Below are 18,692 nucleotides of genomic sequence, written 5' to 3'. Positions count from 1 at the left end.
GTTAACTAAAAAGACGGGCCGATTACTCAAGCTCTGCCATCAGTTTTACCAAGTGCTCAACGGCTTTCTGCTCGTCTTCACCTTCAGCGGAGATGGTCACTACGGTCCCTTGAGTCAGCCCCAGAGTTTGCAGTTTGAACAGGCTTTTAGCGCTGGCGCTTTTGCCGTTGGAGGTCACGGTGATGTCAGACGTGAAGCCTTTGGCTTCTTTAACGAACTGAGCGGCAGGGCGAGTATGCAGACCATTCGGAGCGGTAATAGTAACTTCTTGCTGGAACATTGATGTTTCCCCAACTTATTGGATTAATGTTGTGGAGCTAAAGTTTAGCCCAGGGGCCTGACTTTAGCTTGTCTGGTTATAGCGCCTGACTATGGACAGGGGCGAACGTTGATGCAACAGAAAACGACGCGTTAGGCACTTCAGATCAAAAAACTCGGCTTTAGACGTCGTTCCAATCCGCTCCCCATTATGCCCGATTCGACGCGTCGGCGACAGATGAGTAAATCGATTCAGCCTTGACCGGGCTCGGGGGATGATTAATTTTGCGCATCGAAATAATGCACCGTTAAATACTAAAGCCGACGGGCAAAAGCAATCTTGGACTGCTATAAAGTTTGATCCAGTCCACAAAAAAGCACCCCGTAGGGTGCTTTTTTAGCGATTTGTGCAGTGGTGGAATTACTGCTGCAATTCCTGCTCGGTGAACAGATCGGCAAACAGCGCGGTGCTCAGGTAACGTTCGCCGGAAGAGGGCAGGATCACCACGATGGTCTTGTCGGCGAACGCCGGTTCTTCGGCCAGTTTCACCGCCGCCACGACCGCTGCGCCGGAGGAGATGCCCGCCAGGATGCCTTCTTCGTCCATCAGGCGACGCGCCATGCTGATGGCTTCGTCGTTGGAGACCTTCTCGACGCGATCCACCAGGTCCAGATCGAGGTTGCCCGGAATGAAGCCGGCGCCGATGCCCTGGATCTTGTGCGGGCCCGGTTTCAGCTCTTCACCGGCCAGCGCCTGGCTGATGACTGGCGAGTCGGTCGGCTCGACCGCCACGGTAGTGATGGCCTTGCCTTTGGTGTTCTTGATGTAGCGGCTGACGCCGGTCAGCGTGCCGCCGGTGCCGACGCCGGAGATGAACACGTCGACTTCACCGTCGGTGTCTTCCCAGATTTCCGGGCCGGTGGTTTTTTCATGGATGGCCGGGTTGGCCGGATTGCTGAACTGTTGCAGGATCAGGTAACGGTTCGGATCGGTGGCGACGATCTCTTCGGCCTTGGCGATAGCGCCTTTCATGCCTTTCGCCCCTTCGGTCAGCACCAGATTGGCGCCGAGCGCCTTGAGCAGCTTGCGGCGCTCGATGCTCATGGTTTCCGGCATGGTCAGCGTCAGCTTGTAACCGCGCGCGGCGGCCACGAAGGCCAGCGCGATGCCGGTGTTGCCGCTGGTCGGCTCCACCAGCTCTTTACCGGCGGTCAGCACGCCACGTTGTTCCGCATCCCAAATCATATTGGCACCGATGCGGCATTTGACGCTGAAGCTCGGGTTGCGTGATTCAACCTTGGCCAGAATGCGTCCGTTGCCGATACGGTTCAGACGAACCAGCGGCGTATGGCCGATTGTTAATGAGTTGTCTTCATATATCTTGCTCATAGCCCGTCCTTTAACTCTATGAAAATGTGGGGAACATCGAAAGCATACGCTAACAGTACCGGCAGGGAAGTAAAGAATTGGTATATCTATATGTTATTAGGAAATAAGTTTTAAGCACAATGATAAGGGCGCGAAATGCGCGCCCTGTCGAAAATTCCCGCGCTATCGGCGGTAAAAAGCGGCGGTTATCGGACGAATTGCGAGCGGTAGCGATCGACCCACATCGCGGTGGCGCCGCAGACGGCGACCGGCAGGATCACCAGGTTGAGGATCGGGATCATGGTGAACAGGCTGACCAGCGCGCCGAACTGCAGATTGTCGGTTTTGTGCTGGCGCAAGGCGCGGCGCATGTCGGCAAAGCTCACCTTGTGGTTGTCGAATGGGTAGTCGCAATACTGGATCGCCAGCATCCAGGCGCTGAACAGGAACCATAGCACCGGCGCCACCGTCTGGCCGATGCCGGGCACGAAGTACAGCGCCAGCAGCAGCAGCGCGCGCGGCAGGTAATACATCAGCTTGCGCCATTCGCGCGCCATGATGCGCGGCAGATCTTTGGCGATGCCGAGCAGACCGGTGTCCGGCAGCGGTTTGCCGGTCAGGCTACCTTCGAGCTGTTCGGCCAGCAGGCCGCAGAACGGCGCGGCGATCAGGTTGGTGAGGGTGCTGAACAGATAGCTGAACACCAGCAGCACCGAAATGACCGCCAGCGGCCACAGCAGGTAGCTCAACCATTGCAGCCAGTCGGGAACGTGGCTCATCATCGCCGGGATCCAGTCGCCGAGCCGGCTGAACAGCCACCAGAAAGCGGAGCCCATCAGCAGCACGTTGACCAGCAACGGCAGGACCACATAGCGTTTAATCCCCGGGCGCGAAATCAGGCGCCAGCCTTCGGCGAAATAGTGAATGCCGCTGGTTGAGCGGGCAGGGGGCTGCGTATAGGACATATCTTAAGTTATCTCGTTGTCTGAACAGGCATCATTATCATATAGGGATGATTTTCCACTGGCTAGGGTAGGGTTGGCTGAAAAACCAGCAGAAAAAGGCAGTATAATCATCTTTATTGGCATAAAGTTCAGCACGGACTTGCACTTGTGTGCGCGGGCAAATAGAGTTAAAGAGTGAATGTTTGCCGCGGTGGCAATGTATTGGAACAACAGAGATAGCAATGATGCAGGATTTGCGTCTGATATTAATCGTTGTTGGCGCGATCGCCATAATAGCGCTGTTATTGCACGGTCTGTGGACCAGTCGCAAAGAACGGTCAGCGCTCTTCCGCGATCGCCCAGCCAAACGTTCCCAAAAGGAACGTGAACAAACTCCGATCGACGATCTCGAAGAAGGCGTCGGTGAGGTGCGCGTACGCGCCGCTCACCCGCAAGACGAGCCGTCATTCGGCCATTTCGATGCCGCACGCGAAGAACCCGTGGCCGCGCCGAAGCCCGCTTCGGCGCCTGCGCCCCGCGCCGTACAGCCGGCTGCCCATCAGACGCCGCCTCCGCTGTCTCAGCGGCCGGAGTATGATGACATCCTGCTGAACAACTACGCGCCGGACGAAGAACAGGCCGAGCAACCGCAACCGGCCGCGCGCCGTGAGCCGCGCGTCGACGATCTGCCGCATGAACATGAGGCGCCGCAAGGGGCGGAACCGGCATTCCACGCCGAGCCGGCCCCTGTGCAGCAGGCGCCGGAAGTGAAGCCGGCGCAGGAGCCTGCGCCACAGCCACAACAGCCGGCGGCTGCGCCCATTCAGGCCAAGCTGAAAGAGACCGTGCTGGTGCTGCACGTCGCAGCCCATCAGGGCGGCGTAATCGGCGGCGAAGTGCTGCTGCAGAGCGTGTTGCAGGCGGGCTTCCAGTTTGGCGAGATGGGCATCTTCCACCGCCATATCAGCCCGGCCGGTAGCGGCCCGGTGCTGTTCAGCCTGGCGAACATGGTCAAGCCGGGGTCGTTCGATCCTGACATGATGTCCGACTTCTCTACGCCGGGCGTGTCGATGTTCATGATGGTGCCGTCTTACGGCGACGCCAATCAGAACTTCAAGCTGATGCTGCAGTCGGCACAGCGCATCGCCGACGACGTGGGCGGCGTGGTGCTGGACGACGAGCGCCGCATGATGACGCCGCAGAAGCTGGAAACCTACAAAGCGCGTATCCGTGAAGTGTTGGAAAACAACGCCTGACCGGGTTGCCGCGCGCACTGAACATCCGTAACAACAAAGCCCCCGCTAGCCGGGGGTTTTTTATCTTTGATGGTGAGCCATGGAATCGATAATCCAACAAATCAATCAACTACGAGCCACACTGCGCCATCATGAATACCAGTATCATGTACTGGATGCGCCGGAAGTGCCGGATGCGGAATATGACCGCCTGATGCGCGAACTGCGCGAACTGGAGAGCGCGCATCCTGAGTTGGTCACCGCCGATTCACCGACCCAGCGCGTGGGCGCCGCGCCGCTGGCGGCATTCGACCAGGTGCGTCATGAAGTGCCGATGCTGTCGCTGGACAACGTGTTCGACGAAGAAAGCTTCCTGGCGTTTTACAAGCGCGTGCAGGATAGGCTCAAAAGTAGCGATCCGCTGACCTTCTGCTGCGAGCTGAAGCTGGACGGCCTGGCGGTCAGCCTGCTGTACGAAGACGGTGAGCTGGTGCGCGCGGCGACGCGCGGCGACGGCACCACCGGCGAGAACATCACCACCAACGTGCGCACCATTCGCGCCATCCCGCTGCGCCTGACCGGCGACAACATTCCGCGCCGGCTGGAAGTGCGCGGCGAAGTGTTCATGCCGCAGGCCGGTTTTGAACAGATGAACGAAGAAGCCCGCCGCAAAGACGGCAAGGTGTTCGCCAACCCGCGCAACGCCGCCGCCGGCTCGCTGCGCCAGCTCGATCCGCGCATTACCGCCAAACGCCCGCTGACCTTCTTCTGCTACGGCGTCGGCCTGCTGGAGGGCGGCGAGCTGCCGCGCAGCCATTTTGAGCGCCTGATGCAGTTCAAGGCCTGGGGCCTGCCGGTCAGCGATCGCGCCCAACGCCGCACCGGCAGCGAGGAAGTGCTGGCGTTTTATCGCCAGGTCGAGCAGGACCGCGCGCAGCTCGGTTTCGACATCGACGGCGTGGTGATCAAGATTGACGATATCGATCTGCAGGAAACGCTGGGCTTTGTGGCGCGTGCGCCGCGCTGGGCGACGGCGTTCAAATTCCCGGCGCAGGAGCAGATCACCGTAGTGCGCGAAGTGGAGTTTCAGGTTGGCCGCACCGGCGCGATTACGCCGGTGGCGCGCCTTGAGCCGGTGCTGGTGGCCGGGGTGACCGTCAGCAACGCCACCTTGCACAACGCCGATGAAATTGAGCGTCTGGGGCTGCGCATCGGCGATACGGTGATCGTGCGCCGCGCCGGCGACGTCATCCCGCAGGTGGTGGGGGTGCTGGAAGATCGTCGGCCACAGGATGCGCGCGAAGTGGTGTTCCCGCTGCACTGCCCGGTGTGCGGCTCCGACGTTGAGCGCGTGGAAGGCGAGGCCGTCGCGCGCTGCACCGGCGGTCTTATCTGCGGCGCGCAGCGCAAAGAGGCGTTGAAGCACTTCGTTTCCCGCCGCGCGCTGGACGTTGAAGGCATGGGCGACAAGATCATCGAGCAGCTGGTGGACAAAGAGTACGTTAAGAACCCGGCCGATCTGTTCCGTTTGTCCGCCGGCATTCTGACCGGCCTGGATCGCATGGGGCCGAAATCGGCGCAGAACCTGGTCAATGCGCTGGAGAAATCCAAACAGACCACCTTCGCTCGCTTCCTGTATGCGCTGGGCATTCGCGAGGTTGGCGAGGCGACCGCCGCCAACCTGGCGGCGCATTTCGGATCGCTCGAGAAGCTGTTCGCCGCCGATATCGAGGCGCTGAAAGAGGTGCCGGACGTCGGCGAAGTGGTGGCCAAACACACCCGCAATTTCCTCGATGAAGCGCTCAATCAGCAGGTGATCAACGAGCTGGTGGGCGCCGAGATCGGCATCCACTGGCCGGCGCCGGTGGTGGTGGTCGCCGAAGAGATAGACAGCCCGTTCGCCGGCAAAACCGTGGTGCTGACCGGCTCGCTGAGCCAACTGTCGCGCGACGAGGCCAAAGATCGCCTGACGGCGCTGGGCGCCAAGGTCAGTGGCAGCGTGTCGAAGAAAACCGATTTGGTGATCGCCGGCGAAGCGGCCGGCTCCAAGCTGGCGAAGGCGCAGGAGCTGGGTATCGCCGTGATCGACGAAGCGGAAATGATCCGCCTGCTGGGTGACTGATGGAAAAGGAAAACCTGCTGGAGATCGCCAATACCGTGATGCCGTTCGGCAAGTACCAGGGGCGGGTACTGATCGACCTGCCCGAAGAGTACCTGCTGTGGTTCGCCCGCAAGGGCGAATTCCCCAAAGGCAAGCTCGGCATGCTGATGGAGATGACGTTGGCGATAAAAATCGAAGGGCTTGACCACCTGGTCAAGCCGCTGAAAAAAAACTGATCTGACGGGCCTTGGCCTAATGCCGGTCACTTAAGCCTGACTGGTATTTTTTATCCAGTCTCTTTACGTGACGAGCAGGACGAATTGCCGTAAATGCCCAGAATTTCTCTGTTACTGCAATGAACGGCAATTGGAGGGGCCGAAGGCGCGGCCCCTCCACCCGCGCCTTCGCTTAACACCGTCTGTCCGCTGTGCGGATACCCTCGCCGCGTCTGCATTGTCGGGCGGGTCGGCTGCGACAAACGTCCCTGTTAGTCTCGCCTCAACCGGCCTTCCCTGGCCGGTTGCCCCTGACAACGCCGTCTTGCTCGGCAGCCGGTGATGCGCGCCCAGGGTCAACACCTGAGCTGGCAGCTACCGGGAAATCTGTCGCTTATGAGGTTGTGGTAGAGAAGTTGGAGATGAGCACGGTGTTGGGCGCCCTTGAAGACGCCGAACGCAGGCATAGCGCATTAGGAGAAGCCGCCATGGACGGCGGTTTCAGGTGAGACAGGCAGGGACGCCTGTCGCAACCGGCCTCAATGCGGTATGGCGGAGGGAGGGGAGTTGGCAAAGCCAACCGTCTGATAGGGCAAAGGCGCGGGTTGCCAGGGGCCGCGCCTTCGGCCCCTGGCTCGGTCGAGGTGCGTGAGCCACATGGGGCATCTCACGTTTATCGACCGAAAACTGCACAAATACGTTCAGAAAAACGCTAACTGACCAGCATTAGGCTTTGGCCCGTCTTTTTTACCCGCGCGACGCCTGCGCGTTGGCGTTGGGCACCGCCTGTTGCGCCCGCTGCTTGCGCTGATACCTTTTCGCCAGCACCGCACAGGTCATCAGCTGCACCTGATGGAACACCATTAGCGGCAGCACCATGATCCCCACCGTCGCCGCCGGGAACAGGATATTGGCCATTGGAATGCCGTTCGCCAGGCTTTTCTTCGAACCGCAGAACACGATGGTGATCTCGTCCGCCTTGCTGAACCCCAACCAGCGCGCCATGCAGGTGTTCACCACCAGCACGATCGCCAGCAGCACGATGCTACCGCCAACGATAAACGCCAGCGAACCGATCCCCACCTGATGCCAGATGCCGTGCGTGACCGCCTCGCTGAAGGCGGCGTACACCACCAGCAGAATCGAGGTCTGGTCGGTTTTGCCGATCAGCGGGCGATGGCGCTCGATCCAGCCGCCGATAAGCGGCCGCAGCAGGTGGCCGGCGACGAACGGCACCAGCAGCTGCAGCACGATCGAACCCACCTGCCGCAGGCTGCCGGTATCGCCGTGCACGTTCATCAGCAGGCCGACCAACAGCGGCGACACGAAGATCCCCAGCAGGCTGGAGGCGGAGGCGCTGCACACCGCCGCCGCCACGTTGCCGCCCGCCAGCGAGGTGAAGGCGATGGCCGACTGCACGGTGGCGGGTAGAATGCACAGGTAGATGAAACCGGCGTACAGCTCGGGGCTGACGTCGATCGGCGCCCACCAGGCGAACAGCATCCCCAGGGCCGGAAAAATGATGAAGGTGCTGAACATCACCCACAGATGCAGCCGCCAGTTATTGCTGCCGGCCAGGATGGCCTCGCGCGACAGCTTGGCGCCGTGCATGAAGAACAGCAGGGCGATGGCGGCGATGGTCAGGGCGTTGAGCCAGCCGACGAACTCGCCGCGTACCGGCAGGAAAGAAGCCAGCAGCACGGTGGCGATCAGCGTCAGGGTAAAACGATCGGGCAGGAATCTCATGGCGATGCGCTCGGGTAGAAAATCGATGGGGCTATTCTCCCGCGTGGGCATATAATAATTAAATTGATTTATTTAATTCATCTATGAATAAAACACATGAATTACTCACTCAAACAGCTGCGGGTGTTCGTCGCTGTCGCCCGCCACGGCAGCTTCAGCCGCGCCGGCGAGGCGATCGGCCTGACGCAATCGGCGGTCAGCCACAGCGTGAAAGAGCTGGAGGCGGAGGCCGGCGTGCGCCTGCTGGATCGCACCACGCGTGAAGTGGTGTTGACCGACGCCGGCCTGCGGTTGGCCAACCGGGTCGAACGGCTGCTGGACGAGCTGCAGGCCGCGTTGCTGGATGCGCGCAGCTTTGGCGTACAGCGCAGCGGCACGGTGCGGGTGGCGACCAGCCAGACCATTTCCGCCCATCTGATGCCGCAGTGCATCGCCGCCGGCGAGCGCGAATACCCGGAGATCCGCATCATGCTGCGCGATCAGGCGCAGCAGCAGGTACTGCACAGCGTGCGCAACGCCGAGGTGGATTTCGGCATCGTGGTCGATCCGGTGCAGGCGGTGGACCTGGAGTGCGAAGCGGTGCTGCATGAACCGTTCCTGCTGCTGTGCCGCGACGATCACCCGTTTGCTGCGCAGCAAGAGGTGCGTTGGTCGGCGTTAAACGGCTGCCGCCTGGTGTTGCAGGATTATGCGTCGGGCAGCCGACCGCTGATCGACAGCGCGCTGAGGCAGCAGGGCGTCGAGGCGCAGGTGGTGCAGGAAATCGGCCATCCGGCCACGCTGTTCCCGATGGTGGCGGAGGGGATTGGCATCAGCATCTTCCCGGCGTTGGCGCTGCCGCTGCCGGAAGGGGGGCGGCTCCGGGTGCGGCGGCTGGTGCCGGAGATCAATCGCGCGTTGATGCTGGTGCGACGCAAGAACCGCTCGCTGACGCCGGCAGCGGAGGCCATCTGGCAGGTGGCGCGTCAGCAGGCGGCGCTGCTGCACCAGCGCCGGCAGGAAAACGCGGAATATTGATTCAGATATAGACGTCCACCGCGTTGAGCGGCGTCGGGCGGTTTACGCCGTCGCCGGCTTGCGCCGCGGCTTTCTTCATTTGCTCCTGCTGCTGCTTTTCCATTTCTTCTTTCTGGATGCGCGCGATCTCGGCCTGCAACATCTTGATCTGCGCTTCGATCAGCTGCTTTTGCTTCTCGATCTCTTTGGGATCGGCACTGGAGTCTTTCAGCTCCACCAGCTTTTGCTGCAGAGCCTGAATCTGCCGGTTCAGCGCCTTGATACGCGCCGAGGCGCGGCTTTCGTTGAGATTTGCCGGTTCGTCATTGCCGTTGGCGCGTTCGTTTTTCTCCATCTTGCCGCCTTGCGGCTGGTTGTTGACCGGTTTGGCCATCAGCAATTCGCCCTGATGGCCCGGCGCGCTGAAGACGTTGCTGACGCCGGGAACGGTATTTTTGATCGGTACGATCATGGTGATGGTGGTCGACATGGATGCTCTCCCTGAGTCTGGCTATCGCTGTTCAGGGTATCGGCAGCGGCGATTAAATCTTTACCTGCCGCAGGTGCGGCCAGCGCTGCAGCCAGCCTTTGTCGAGCACGCGCTGGGCATAGGCCGCGCGATCGCCGTTTTTCACGTTGAAGGTGATGGTGTCGTCGAACAGCGCCGCGAGCCCGAAGGGGGCCACCAGCGTGATGCTGTCGTCGGCGTTCAGACGCGCGCCGATCGCCGTTTCCACTTCGGTCCAAAAGCTGATGGCCTCTTCGCTGTCGCGGTAAGGCGCCCGGCCACCGCGCAGGTGCATGCGCGCCTGATTCTTGACCGACCAAGGCCGCGGCAGCCATTGGTGCAGCCGCGTCTCCAGCATGCGATCGCGCTCGGCGTCCGCACGCTCCGCATCGAAGTGGATCACGTCGATATCGTTGAGCGGCGTGGCGTCCACGTAGCCGTGGCGCCGATCCCACACCAGATTGCGTACGAAGCCGGCGCCCAGGCACCAGTCATTCAGGCCGAGCCGGCGCACGGTGCGCAGGGCGGCCATGCGAGCGTCATCTTGTTGCAGCCAGTCGATAATTTGCCGTTGCGGATCCATCACCCCTCCTTTTTTCGCGGCTACTGTAACCCGAAGCGGCGGCGGGTGAAATGGGGGAAAGCGCAACGGCGGCGATCGCGTGCAAAATAATTTTCTTTTCCCACTGACTACACTTGGTGCAGGGCTTTTATCTCGTCACTCGGGGCAAGGGAGGGGGCTATGTATCAGGCAACAGTGGGCCAACGCGGCTATCGCTTTGGCGATCTGCGTCAGCTGATGGCGAAGGCTTCGCCGGCGCGTTCCGGCGATTATCTGGCGGAGGTGGCGGCGCAAAGCGCCGAAGAGCGTATGGCGGCGCGCATTGCGCTGGCGGACTTGCCGCTCAAGGCGTTCCTGCAGCAGGCGCTGGTGCCGTACGAACAGGACGAGGTGACGCGCCTGATTATCGACGGCCACGATGCCGCCGCCTTTGAGCCCATCTCGCACCTCACGGTCGGTGATTTTCGCGATTGGCTGCTGAGCGAGCAGGCGGACAGCGCCATGCTGGCGCAGGTGGCGGCCGGCATCACGCCGGAGATGGCGGCGGCGGTGAGCAAGATCATGCGCAATCAGGATCTGATCCTGGTGGCGAAGAAGTGTCGGGTAGTGACGCGCTTTCGCAATACGATTGGCCTGCCGGGCCACCTCAGCGTGCGGCTACAGCCCAATCACCCGACCGACAGCCTGCAGGGCATCGCCGCCAGCATGCTGGACGGCCTGCTGTACGGCAGCGGCGACGCGGTGGTCGGCATCAACCCGGCCAGCGACAGCCTGCCGCTGCTGGAAAAGCTCAACTACATGCTGGACGACGTGATCCAGCGCTTCGCCATACCCACCCAATCCTGCGTGCTGACCCACGTGACCAACACGCTGCGGCTGATAGAGCGCGGCGCACCGGTGGATCTGGTGTTTCAGTCGATCGCCGGTACCGAAGCGGCCAATCGCGGCTTCGGCATCAGTCTGGCGCTGCTGGCGGAAGCGCAGCAGGCGGCACTGAGCCTCAGGCGCGGCACGCTGGGCGACAACGTGATGTACTTCGAAACCGGGCAGGGCAGCTGCCTGTCGGCCAACGCCCATCACGGCGTCGATCAGCAAACCTGCGAGGCGCGCGCCTATGCGGTGGCGCGCCATTTCTCGCCGCTGCTGATCAACACCGTGGTAGGGTTTATCGGCCCCGAATACCTGTATGACGGCAAGCAAATTATCCGCGCCGGGCTGGAGGATCACTTCTGCGGCAAGCTGCTCGGCCTGCCGCTGGGCTGCGACGTCTGCTACACCAACCATGCCGAAGCCGATCAGGACGACATGGACACGCTGCTGACGCTGTTGGCTGCCGCCGGGTTAACGTTCCTGATCGGCGTACCGGGCGCGGACGACATCATGCTCAACTACCAAAGTACGTCGTTCCATGACGCGCTCTATATCCGCGAGCTGCTGGGGCTGAAGCACGCGCCGGAGTTCGCCGCCTGGCTGGCGGCGATGAACATTACCGACGAACGCGGGCGGCTGCGCGACGCCGCCGCCAATCATCCGCTGTTGCTGGCGCTGCAGGGAGAACGCACATGAGCAAACCGGTTCACGTCAACAGCTGGGACGCGCTGCGCGCCTTTACCGATGCGCGCATCGCGCTGGGGCGCACCGGCGCCAGCCTGCCGACCGACGAACTGCTGCGCTTCGGCCTGGCTCACGCCCAGGCGCGCGACGCGGTGCATCAGCCTTTCGACAGCGAACGGCTGGCGGCGGATCTGCACGATGCCGGTTGGCCCACGCTGGCGGTGCACAGCGGGGCCGCCGACCGCGCCGCCTATCTGCGCCGACCGGATCTGGGGCGGCGGTTGGCGTCGGACAGCCGCAGCCTGCTGCTCGGTTCGCCATCGCGCCGCGTCGATCTACTGCTGATAGTGGCGGACGGCCTCTCCTCCAAGGCGGTGCATCGCCAGGCGCTGCCGCTGCTGCAGGCGCTGCGCCCCTATCTCGATACGCTGGGGCTGACCGTTGCGCCGGTGGTGCTGGCGCATCAGGCGCGGGTGGCGCTGGGGGATGAGATCGGCGAATGCCTGCAGGCCCGGGCGGTGGCGGTTTTGATCGGCGAACGGCCGGGGCTGTCGTCGCCGGACAGCCTGGGTGTCTATTTGACCTGGGGGCCGAACGCGCGCAGAACGGACGCCGAGCGCAACTGTATCTCCAACGTGCGGCCCGAAGGGTTGGATTATCCGCAGGCGGCGTTCCGCCTGGCCTGGCTGCTGGAGCAGGCGTTCCTGCGGCGGCTGAGCGGCATCGAGCTGAAGGACGAGAGCGACAACCCGGCGCTGCACGGCCGGGTGACGCCGCTTTATCCCCAGCTGGGCGGTTGACCGATGGTTTGCTGCAGCAGGGCGGTGAAGGCCGCCAGCCGGGCGGACACCTTCGCCATCGGGCGCAGCAGATAGATACCTTGCTGCTCATGGCGCGGATCTTCCAGCATTTGCACCAGTTGCCCGTGCTGCACGTCCGGCCCCACCACCCAGTTGGGCAGGAAGGCGATGCCGAGCCCGAGCAGCGCGGCCTGGCGCTGCGCGGTGAAGTCGTCGCAGCGCAGCGCCATGGTGCAGCGGCTCATCAGCGCCGCGTCGAGGATCTGCGCCCAGCAGGCCGGCTGCTGCTTGTGGTAGCGGGCGATCAGCCGATGCTGCGGCAGCGCTTCCAGATTGGCCGGCAGGCCATAGTGGGCGACGTAGGCGGGGCTGGCGCACATCACCCAGCGTTGGGTGGCGATGCGGCTGGCGTACAGCGCGCTGTCCTTCTGTTCGCCGATGCGGATGGCGGCGTCGAGCCGTTCCTGCGTCGGATCGGTCAGACGTTCGGTCAGATCGAGGTCGACCGACAGCTGTGGGTAGCGTTCCGCCAGCGTCGGCAGCAGCGGCAGCACATAGGTTTTGCCGAAGGTCGGCAGGCAGCTGATGCGCAGCGTGCCCTGCGGCGTTTCGTTCAGCGCGCTTAGCTCGGCGCGAAGGCCGGTAATGTCCGTCATCAGCGCGGCGGCGCGCGTCAGCAGCAGCTCGCCGGCGTCGGTCAGCAGCAGGCCACGGGTGGAGCGCACGAACAGCGCGGCGCCGAGCGCGCTTTCCAGGGCATCGATGTGGCGCACCAGCGAGGAGGGCACCATGCCCAGCCGGCGCGCGGCGGCGGAAAAGCTGCCCAGGCGGGCCACGTCGAGAAAAATTGGCAGATGTTCTACATAGCGGGCGTCATTCATTTTTGCATTATATGCAAAAGCGTTTCTTATGAATACCCGCTTCTCTGCCGACGGCGCGGCGGCTACTCTGGCTGCGGGTTGACGACGGGCTTCAACGCCGTCCCATCCCGGCCGTATAGAGAGAAAACGTATAAGCCTTGCGGCGCTTAGCACTAAATAACAGATGTTTTTCCCAGGCTGCGCGAGCCGCCTGCGGAGTTGATTGTCGCTCCAACACCAGATTAACCGTTCAATTTGATAACCGGTTCAGTCTCAATGATTAGTAAGTCTTTACTTTATCTCATTCTGATCTGATACCTGGTTATCGGCCGGCCAGCCGTGCCGGTTTTTTTGTCGCCTTAGGCTGAATCGTTCCAACTGATGAACGCGCCTTGGGGGCATCTTGGCTCACCGTCGGTGGGCCTTTTGAACGCGCGGAACCGCGATCCCGCGCTGGTGGAGGAGTCAGTCATGAACGAAAAACACGGGTGTTCCTGTGCGCGCCATTTGGCGCAGGGTTTTGCCAGGCAGTCGATCAATGCCGGGGAGGGCGAAATCTATCAAATCTCGCTGATGAGCGCGCTCATCGACGGGGTTTACGAGGGGGAGACCACCATTGCCGAGCTGCTCAAGCACGGCGATTTCGGCCTTGGTACCTTCAATCATCTGGACGGCGAACTGATCGCTTTCGATCAGGAAATACACCAGCTGCGCGCCGACGGCAGCGCCCGGCCGGCCGGCCTGCAACAGAAAACCCCCTTCGCCGTCGTCACCTTTTTCCAGCCCAGCGTCAGCCAGCAATTCGACCGGCCAATCATCAAGGCGCAGCTGCACCAGTGCATCGACGAGCAGGTCGCCTCGCCGAACCTGTTTTGCGCGGTGCGGGTCGACGGCGAGTTCAGCCACGTGGAAACCCGTACCGTGCCGCGTCAGGAACGGCCTTACCGCCCAATGCTGGAAGCGATAGAAGAGCAGCCGACCTTCTCGTTCCATCAGCGGCGCGGCACGCTGGTCGGCTTCCGCTCGCCCGATTACATGCAGGGCATCGGCGTGGCCGGCTATCACGAACACTTCGTTACCGACGACCGCAGCGGCGGCGGCCACGTGCTGGATTACCAGCTCGATCATGGCCGCCTGCAGTTCGGCGTCATCACCCGTCTCAATCTTCAGTTGCCGCATGATGCGGATTTCTTGCGCGCCAACCTCTGTCCAGAGGATTTGGATCGCGCGATTCGTTCCGCCGAGGGCTAATCCCGGCGATCGTTTTCTTAGGAGGTGGAACCATGGCACAGGAAAAAACAGGCAATGACTGGCAATGCGGCGCCGACTTGGTGGTGAAAAACCTGGAAGCGCAGGGCGTCAAACACGTTTTCGGCATTCCGGGCGCCAAGATCGACCGGGTGTTCGATTCGCTGGAGGACGCGCCATCGATTGAAACGGTGGTGGTGCGGCATGAGGCCAACGCGGCCTTTATGGCGGCGGCGGTCGGCCGCCTGACCGGCAAGGCCGGGGTGGCGCTGGTCACCTCCGGGCCGGGCAGCTCCAACCTGATCACCGGGCTGGCCACCGCCACTTCGGAAGGGGACGCAGTGGTGGCCTTCGGCGGGGCGGTGAAGCGCGCCGACAGCCTGAAGCAGACGCACCAGAGCATGGATACCGTCAGCATGTTCCGGCCGGTGACCAAGTACTGCGCCGAAGTGCATGCCGGTTCGGCGATTTCCGAGGTGATCGCCAACGCCTTTCGCCGCGCCGAGTTCGGCCGGCCGGGGGCATCGTTCGTCAGCCTGCCGATGGATATCGTCAATGAACCGGTCAGCGCGCCGGTGCTGGCCGGCTGCCGCTTGCCGCGCATGGGGGCCGCGGCGGCGGACGACATTCAGGCGGCGGTGAAACTGATCCGCCAGGCCAAATGCCCGGTATTGCTGCTCGGTCTGCAGGCCAGCCGGCCGGAGAACAGCGAAGCGGTGCGCCATCTGCTGTACCGCACCCATATGCCGGTGGTCGGCACCTATCAGGCGGCGGGAGTGATCGACGTCAACCACTTCGCCCGTTTCGCCGGCCGCGTCGGCCTGTTCAACAACCAGCCGGCCGATCAGCTGTTGCAGAAGGCCGACCTGGTGGTGAGCGTCGGCTATGATCCGATCGAATACGATCCCTGCATGTGGAACAGCCACGGGCGGCTGAAACTGGTGCACATCGACGTGCTGCCGGCGGATATCGATACCTGCTATCGGCCGGACGTCGAGCTGGTGGGCAACATCAGCGCCACGCTGAACATGATGACTGAAACGTTCACTGAGGCGGTCTACGTGCCGCCGGAGGTGGAGCTGATCCTCACCGATCTCGGCCGCCAGCGCACTGAACTGGCGGAGCGCGCCGCCCGCCGCGGCGGCATGCCGATCCACCCGCTGCGCATCGTCAAGGAGCTGCAGGACATCGTCAGCGACGATGTAACCCTGTGCGTGGACATGGGCAGTTTCCATATCTGGATCGCCCGCTACCTGTACAGCTTCCGCGCCCGCCAGCTGTTGATCTCCAACGGCCAGCAAACCATGGGGGTCGCGCTGCCGTGGGCCATCGGCGCGGCGCTGGTGCGCCCCGGCGATAAAGTGGTGTCTATCTCCGGCGACGGCGGATTCATGCAGTCGAGCATGGAACTGGAGACCGCGGTGCGGCTGAAAAACAACATCGTGCACGTCATCTGGGTCGATAACGCCTACAACATGGTGGAAATGCAGGAAGTGAACAAATACCAGCGCAAATCCGGCGTGGAGTTTGGGCCGATTGACTTCAAGGCTTACGCGGAATCCTGCGGCGCGGTCGGTTTCGCCGTGCAGTCGGTGGACGATCTGCGGCCGATGCTGCGCAAGGCGATGGCGATCCAGGGGCCGGTGGTGGTGGCCATTCCGGTCGACTATGCCGACAACTATAAGCTGATGGCGCAGATGAACTTCAGCCAGATGATTTAATTTCATCATCGCGCGGTTTCACCGGGGCAGGCCGCTTGCGCGCCTGCCCGTTTTTATGCGCGGATTTTGTCCTTTACTTCGCTAACTGCATGATTTATTGCTATCCGTTGGGCTGTTTTTTCACCACTGGGGATAGCGCAATGAAAAGAAAAGCAATAACGATCGGGCTGCTGGCGTTGGCGATAGCCGGTGGCGCGCGGGCCAATACGCTGGTCTACTGTTCCGAAGGCTCGCCGGAAGGCTTCAACCCGCAGCTGTTCACCTCCGGCACCACGGTGGACGCCAGCTCGGCGGCGATTTACAACCGGCTGGTGGACTTCAAACCCGGCACCGTCGAGCTGCAACCCAGCCTGGCGGAAAGCTGGGAAGTGAGCGAGGACGGCAAGCGCTATACCTTCCACCTGCGCAAAGGGGTGGCATTCCAGAGCAATAAATATTTCACGCCCACCCGCGATTTCAATGCCGATGACGTCATCTTCTCGTTTATGCGGCAAAAGGATGCCAACAACCCGTATCACAAGGTCTCCAACGGCGCCTACACCAACTTCGAGTCGATGGAGTTCGGCACGCTGATCGACCGGATCGTCAAGGTGGACGATCACACCGTGCGCTTTGAGCTCTCCCGCGCCGAGGCGCCGTTCGTCGCCGATCTGGGCATGTACTTCGCCACTATTTTTTCGGCGGAATATGCCGACGCGATGCTGAAGGCCGGTACGCCGCAGCGGGTGGACAACGATCCGATAGGCACCGGGCCGTTCCAGCTGGTGCAGTACCAGAAGGACGCGAAAATCCTCTACAAGGCGTTCGACCGCTACTGGGAAGGCAAACCGAAGATCGACCGGCTGGTGTTTTCGATCACGCCGGATGCGACGGTGCGTTACGCCAAGCTGCAAAAGAACGAGTGCCAGGTGATGCCGTTCCCCAACCCGGCGGATCTGGCGCGCATGCGGCAGGACGGCAACCTTCAGGTGATGGAAAAATCCGGCTTGAATATCGGCTTCCTGGCGTTCAATACCCAGCAAAAACCGTTGGATAACGTCAAGGTGCGCCAGGCGTTGGCGCTGGCGGTCAACAAGCCGGCGATCATCGAGGCGGTGTTCCACGGCGCCGGCCAGCCTGCCAAGAACCTGCTGCCGCCGACCCAGTGGGGCAGCAACGCGCAGCTTGAAGACTACCCGTATTCGCCGGAGCGGGCGAAGCAGCTGTTGCAGGAAGCCGGGCTGGGGCAGGGGTTCGACATCGATCTGTGGGCGATGCCGGTGCAGCGGCCCTACAACCCCAACGCCAAGCGCATGGCGGAGATGATCCAGGCCGACTGGGCTAAAATCGGCGTGCGCGCCAAAATCGTCACCTTCGAGTGGGGCGAGTATTTACAGCGGATTAAAAACGGCGAGCACCAGACGGCGTTGATGGGCTGGACCACCGCCAACGGCGATCCGGACAACTTCTTCGGCCCGCTGTTCACCTGCGCTTCGCTCGGCGGCTCCAACTCGGCGAAATGGTGCTACAAACCGTTCGACCAGCTGATCCTGCAGGCGCGCGAGGAGAACGATCACGCCAAGCGGGTGGCGATGTACCAGCAGGCGCAGGTGATGATGCACGATCAGATGCCGGCGCTGATGATCGCGCACTCGACCATCTTCGAACCGGTGCGCAAGGAAGTGAAAGGCTACGAAATCGACCCGTTCGGCAAACACATCTTCAAACAGGTGTCGCTGGAGAGGTAACGAAAAGGCCGGGTTAACCCGGCCTTTTTCATGCCTGCGGCGCGTCGCAGTGGTAGCGGCCGCGCGGGATCACCAGCGGCGTGTGGGACAGCGGATCGTCGATGATCATGCACGGCATGCCGAACACCCGCTCGACCAGTTCGGCGGTGATGATCTCCGCCGGTTTCCCTTCCGCCACGATCTTGCCGTCGCGCATGGCGATGATGTGATCGGCATAGCGGCAGGCGTGGTTGAGATCGTGCAGCACCGCGATCAAGGTTTGACCGCGCTCGCGGTTGAGCTGGCGGAACAGATCCAGCAGCTCGATCTGGTGCGCGATGTCCAGATACGTCGTCGGTTCATCCAGCAGCAGCAGCGGCGTTTGCTGCGCCAACGCCATCGCTACCCAGACGCGCTGACGCTGCCCGCCGGACAGCTCGTCGACGCTTCGATCCGCCAGTTGGCTGACGTTGGTGGCCGCCATGGCGGCTTCCACCGCCTGTTTGTCGGCCTGCGTCCACTGTTTCAGCAGGCTCTGGTGCGGATAGCGGCCGCGCGACACCAGGTCTGCCACGGTAATGCTGTCCGGTGCGATCGAGGTTTGCGGCAGCAGGCCAAGCTCGCGCGCCAGCGCTTTGGTGGCGAAACTGCTGATGTTTTTGCCGTCCAGCATCACCTCGCCGGCGCTGGGTTTCAGCAGACGGCACAGGGCGCGCAGCAGCGTCGATTTGCCGCAGGCGTTCGGCCCGACGATCACCGTGAAGGCGCCGTCGGGGATCGCCACGCTCAGATCGTCAGCGATGATTTTATTGTCGTAGCCCAGCTTCAGGTGCGAGGCGTGCAGGCGGTGGCTCATGGCGTTATCACTT

General features: G+C 62.2%; 17 protein-coding genes. 9 read left to right on the top strand and 8 right to left on the bottom strand.

Annotated features, from left to right (window positions below):
* Positions 1-22 precede the first annotated feature (22 nt).
* The 3 genes from ptsH to cysZ form a co-directional block, all read right to left on the bottom strand.
* On the bottom strand, positions 23-280 hold the full coding sequence (gene ptsH, locus C3F38_RS20735) for a phosphocarrier protein Hpr (protein ID WP_004936458.1): 258 nt from the start codon (positions 278-280) through the stop codon (positions 23-25).
* A gap of 399 nt (positions 281-679) precedes the next feature.
* Positions 680-1,648: a cysteine synthase A gene (gene cysK, locus C3F38_RS20730; RefSeq protein ID WP_038881303.1), complete on the bottom strand. Its 969-nt coding sequence runs from the start codon at positions 1,646-1,648 to the stop codon at positions 680-682.
* 185 nt (positions 1,649-1,833) lie between these two features.
* Positions 1,834-2,592 (bottom strand): sulfate transporter CysZ, encoded by a 759-nt coding sequence (gene cysZ / locus C3F38_RS20725; protein WP_038881306.1) that lies wholly within the window; start codon positions 2,590-2,592, stop codon positions 1,834-1,836.
* A 221-nt stretch (positions 2,593-2,813) separates the two neighbouring features.
* Here cysZ and zipA point away from each other — a divergent pair, with 221 nt between their 5' ends.
* The 3 genes from zipA to C3F38_RS20710 all read left to right on the top strand — a co-directional run bounded on the left by zipA (position 2,814) and on the right by C3F38_RS20710 (position 6,143).
* Entirely contained in the window at positions 2,814-3,827 is a 1,014-nt protein-coding gene (gene zipA / locus C3F38_RS20720) for a cell division protein ZipA (protein WP_038881310.1), read from the top strand.
* Positions 3,828-3,906: 79 nt separating this feature from the next.
* Positions 3,907-5,928, top strand: a complete 2,022-nt coding sequence (gene ligA / locus C3F38_RS20715) for an NAD-dependent DNA ligase LigA (protein ID WP_038881314.1) — start codon at positions 3,907-3,909, stop codon at positions 5,926-5,928.
* Complete coding sequence (locus C3F38_RS20710) at positions 5,928-6,143, top strand: DUF3820 family protein (RefSeq protein ID WP_033654988.1); 216 nt, start codon at positions 5,928-5,930, stop codon at positions 6,141-6,143. The genes ligA and C3F38_RS20710 overlap by 1 nt, the downstream gene beginning before the upstream one ends.
* 726 nt (positions 6,144-6,869) lie before the next feature.
* Here the strand turns inward: C3F38_RS20710 and C3F38_RS20705 are convergent.
* Positions 6,870-7,868 (bottom strand): bile acid:sodium symporter family protein, encoded by a 999-nt coding sequence (locus tag C3F38_RS20705; RefSeq protein WP_055317356.1) that lies wholly within the window; start codon positions 7,866-7,868, stop codon positions 6,870-6,872.
* Positions 7,869-7,964: 96 nt separating this feature from the next.
* On the opposite strand from C3F38_RS20705, the gene C3F38_RS20700 reads away from it, so the two are divergent.
* Complete coding sequence (locus C3F38_RS20700) at positions 7,965-8,885, top strand: LysR family transcriptional regulator (RefSeq protein ID WP_055317357.1); 921 nt, start codon at positions 7,965-7,967, stop codon at positions 8,883-8,885.
* A gap of 1 nt (position 8,886) precedes the next feature.
* Here the strand turns inward: C3F38_RS20700 and C3F38_RS20695 are convergent, their stop codons facing one another.
* Both C3F38_RS20695 and C3F38_RS20690 read right to left on the bottom strand, forming a co-directional pair.
* Positions 8,887-9,354, bottom strand: coding sequence for a FlxA-like family protein (locus tag C3F38_RS20695; RefSeq protein WP_038876607.1), 468 nt, complete (start codon positions 9,352-9,354; stop codon positions 8,887-8,889).
* A gap of 52 nt (positions 9,355-9,406) precedes the next feature.
* Positions 9,407-9,955, bottom strand: coding sequence for a nucleotidyltransferase family protein (locus C3F38_RS20690; protein WP_038876604.1), 549 nt, complete (start codon positions 9,953-9,955; stop codon positions 9,407-9,409).
* Between the two features lie 159 nt (positions 9,956-10,114).
* Here C3F38_RS20690 and C3F38_RS20685 point away from each other — a divergent pair, with 159 nt between their 5' ends.
* Positions 10,115-11,500, top strand: coding sequence for an ethanolamine ammonia-lyase subunit EutB (locus C3F38_RS20685; protein WP_038876603.1), 1,386 nt, complete (start codon positions 10,115-10,117; stop codon positions 11,498-11,500).
* Complete coding sequence (gene eutC / locus C3F38_RS20680) at positions 11,497-12,288, top strand: ethanolamine ammonia-lyase subunit EutC (RefSeq protein WP_038876601.1); 792 nt, start codon at positions 11,497-11,499, stop codon at positions 12,286-12,288. The genes C3F38_RS20685 and eutC overlap by 4 nt, the downstream gene beginning before the upstream one ends.
* Here eutC and C3F38_RS20675 read toward each other — a convergent pair.
* Entirely contained in the window at positions 12,267-13,169 is a 903-nt protein-coding gene (locus C3F38_RS20675) for a LysR family transcriptional regulator (protein ID WP_038876599.1), read from the bottom strand. The genes eutC and C3F38_RS20675 overlap by 22 nt on opposite strands.
* A gap of 450 nt (positions 13,170-13,619) precedes the next feature.
* Here C3F38_RS20675 and budA point away from each other — a divergent pair, with 450 nt between their 5' ends.
* The 3 genes from budA to C3F38_RS20660 all read left to right on the top strand — a co-directional run bounded on the left by budA (position 13,620) and on the right by C3F38_RS20660 (position 17,844).
* Positions 13,620-14,399 (top strand): acetolactate decarboxylase, encoded by a 780-nt coding sequence (budA, locus tag C3F38_RS20670; RefSeq protein WP_055317358.1) that lies wholly within the window; start codon positions 13,620-13,622, stop codon positions 14,397-14,399.
* A gap of 32 nt (positions 14,400-14,431) precedes the next feature.
* Positions 14,432-16,117 (top strand): acetolactate synthase AlsS, encoded by a 1,686-nt coding sequence (gene alsS / locus C3F38_RS20665; protein ID WP_038876597.1) that lies wholly within the window; start codon positions 14,432-14,434, stop codon positions 16,115-16,117.
* Positions 16,118-16,257: 140 nt separating this feature from the next.
* On the top strand, positions 16,258-17,844 hold the full coding sequence (locus tag C3F38_RS20660; RefSeq protein WP_055317359.1) for an ABC transporter substrate-binding protein: 1,587 nt from the start codon (positions 16,258-16,260) through the stop codon (positions 17,842-17,844).
* 28 nt (positions 17,845-17,872) lie between these two features.
* On the opposite strand, the gene C3F38_RS20655 is transcribed toward C3F38_RS20660, so the two are convergent.
* Complete coding sequence (locus C3F38_RS20655) at positions 17,873-18,679, bottom strand: ABC transporter ATP-binding protein (RefSeq protein WP_004936408.1); 807 nt, start codon at positions 18,677-18,679, stop codon at positions 17,873-17,875.
* Positions 18,680-18,692 lie beyond the last annotated feature (13 nt).

The organism is Serratia sp. SSNIH1, from assembly GCF_002935055.1.
Lineage (GTDB): Bacteria > Pseudomonadota > Gammaproteobacteria > Enterobacterales > Enterobacteriaceae > Serratia > Serratia nevei.
The sequence above is the reverse complement of the archived record's forward strand: the minus strand, read 5'-3'. Positions and strand labels throughout refer to the sequence as shown.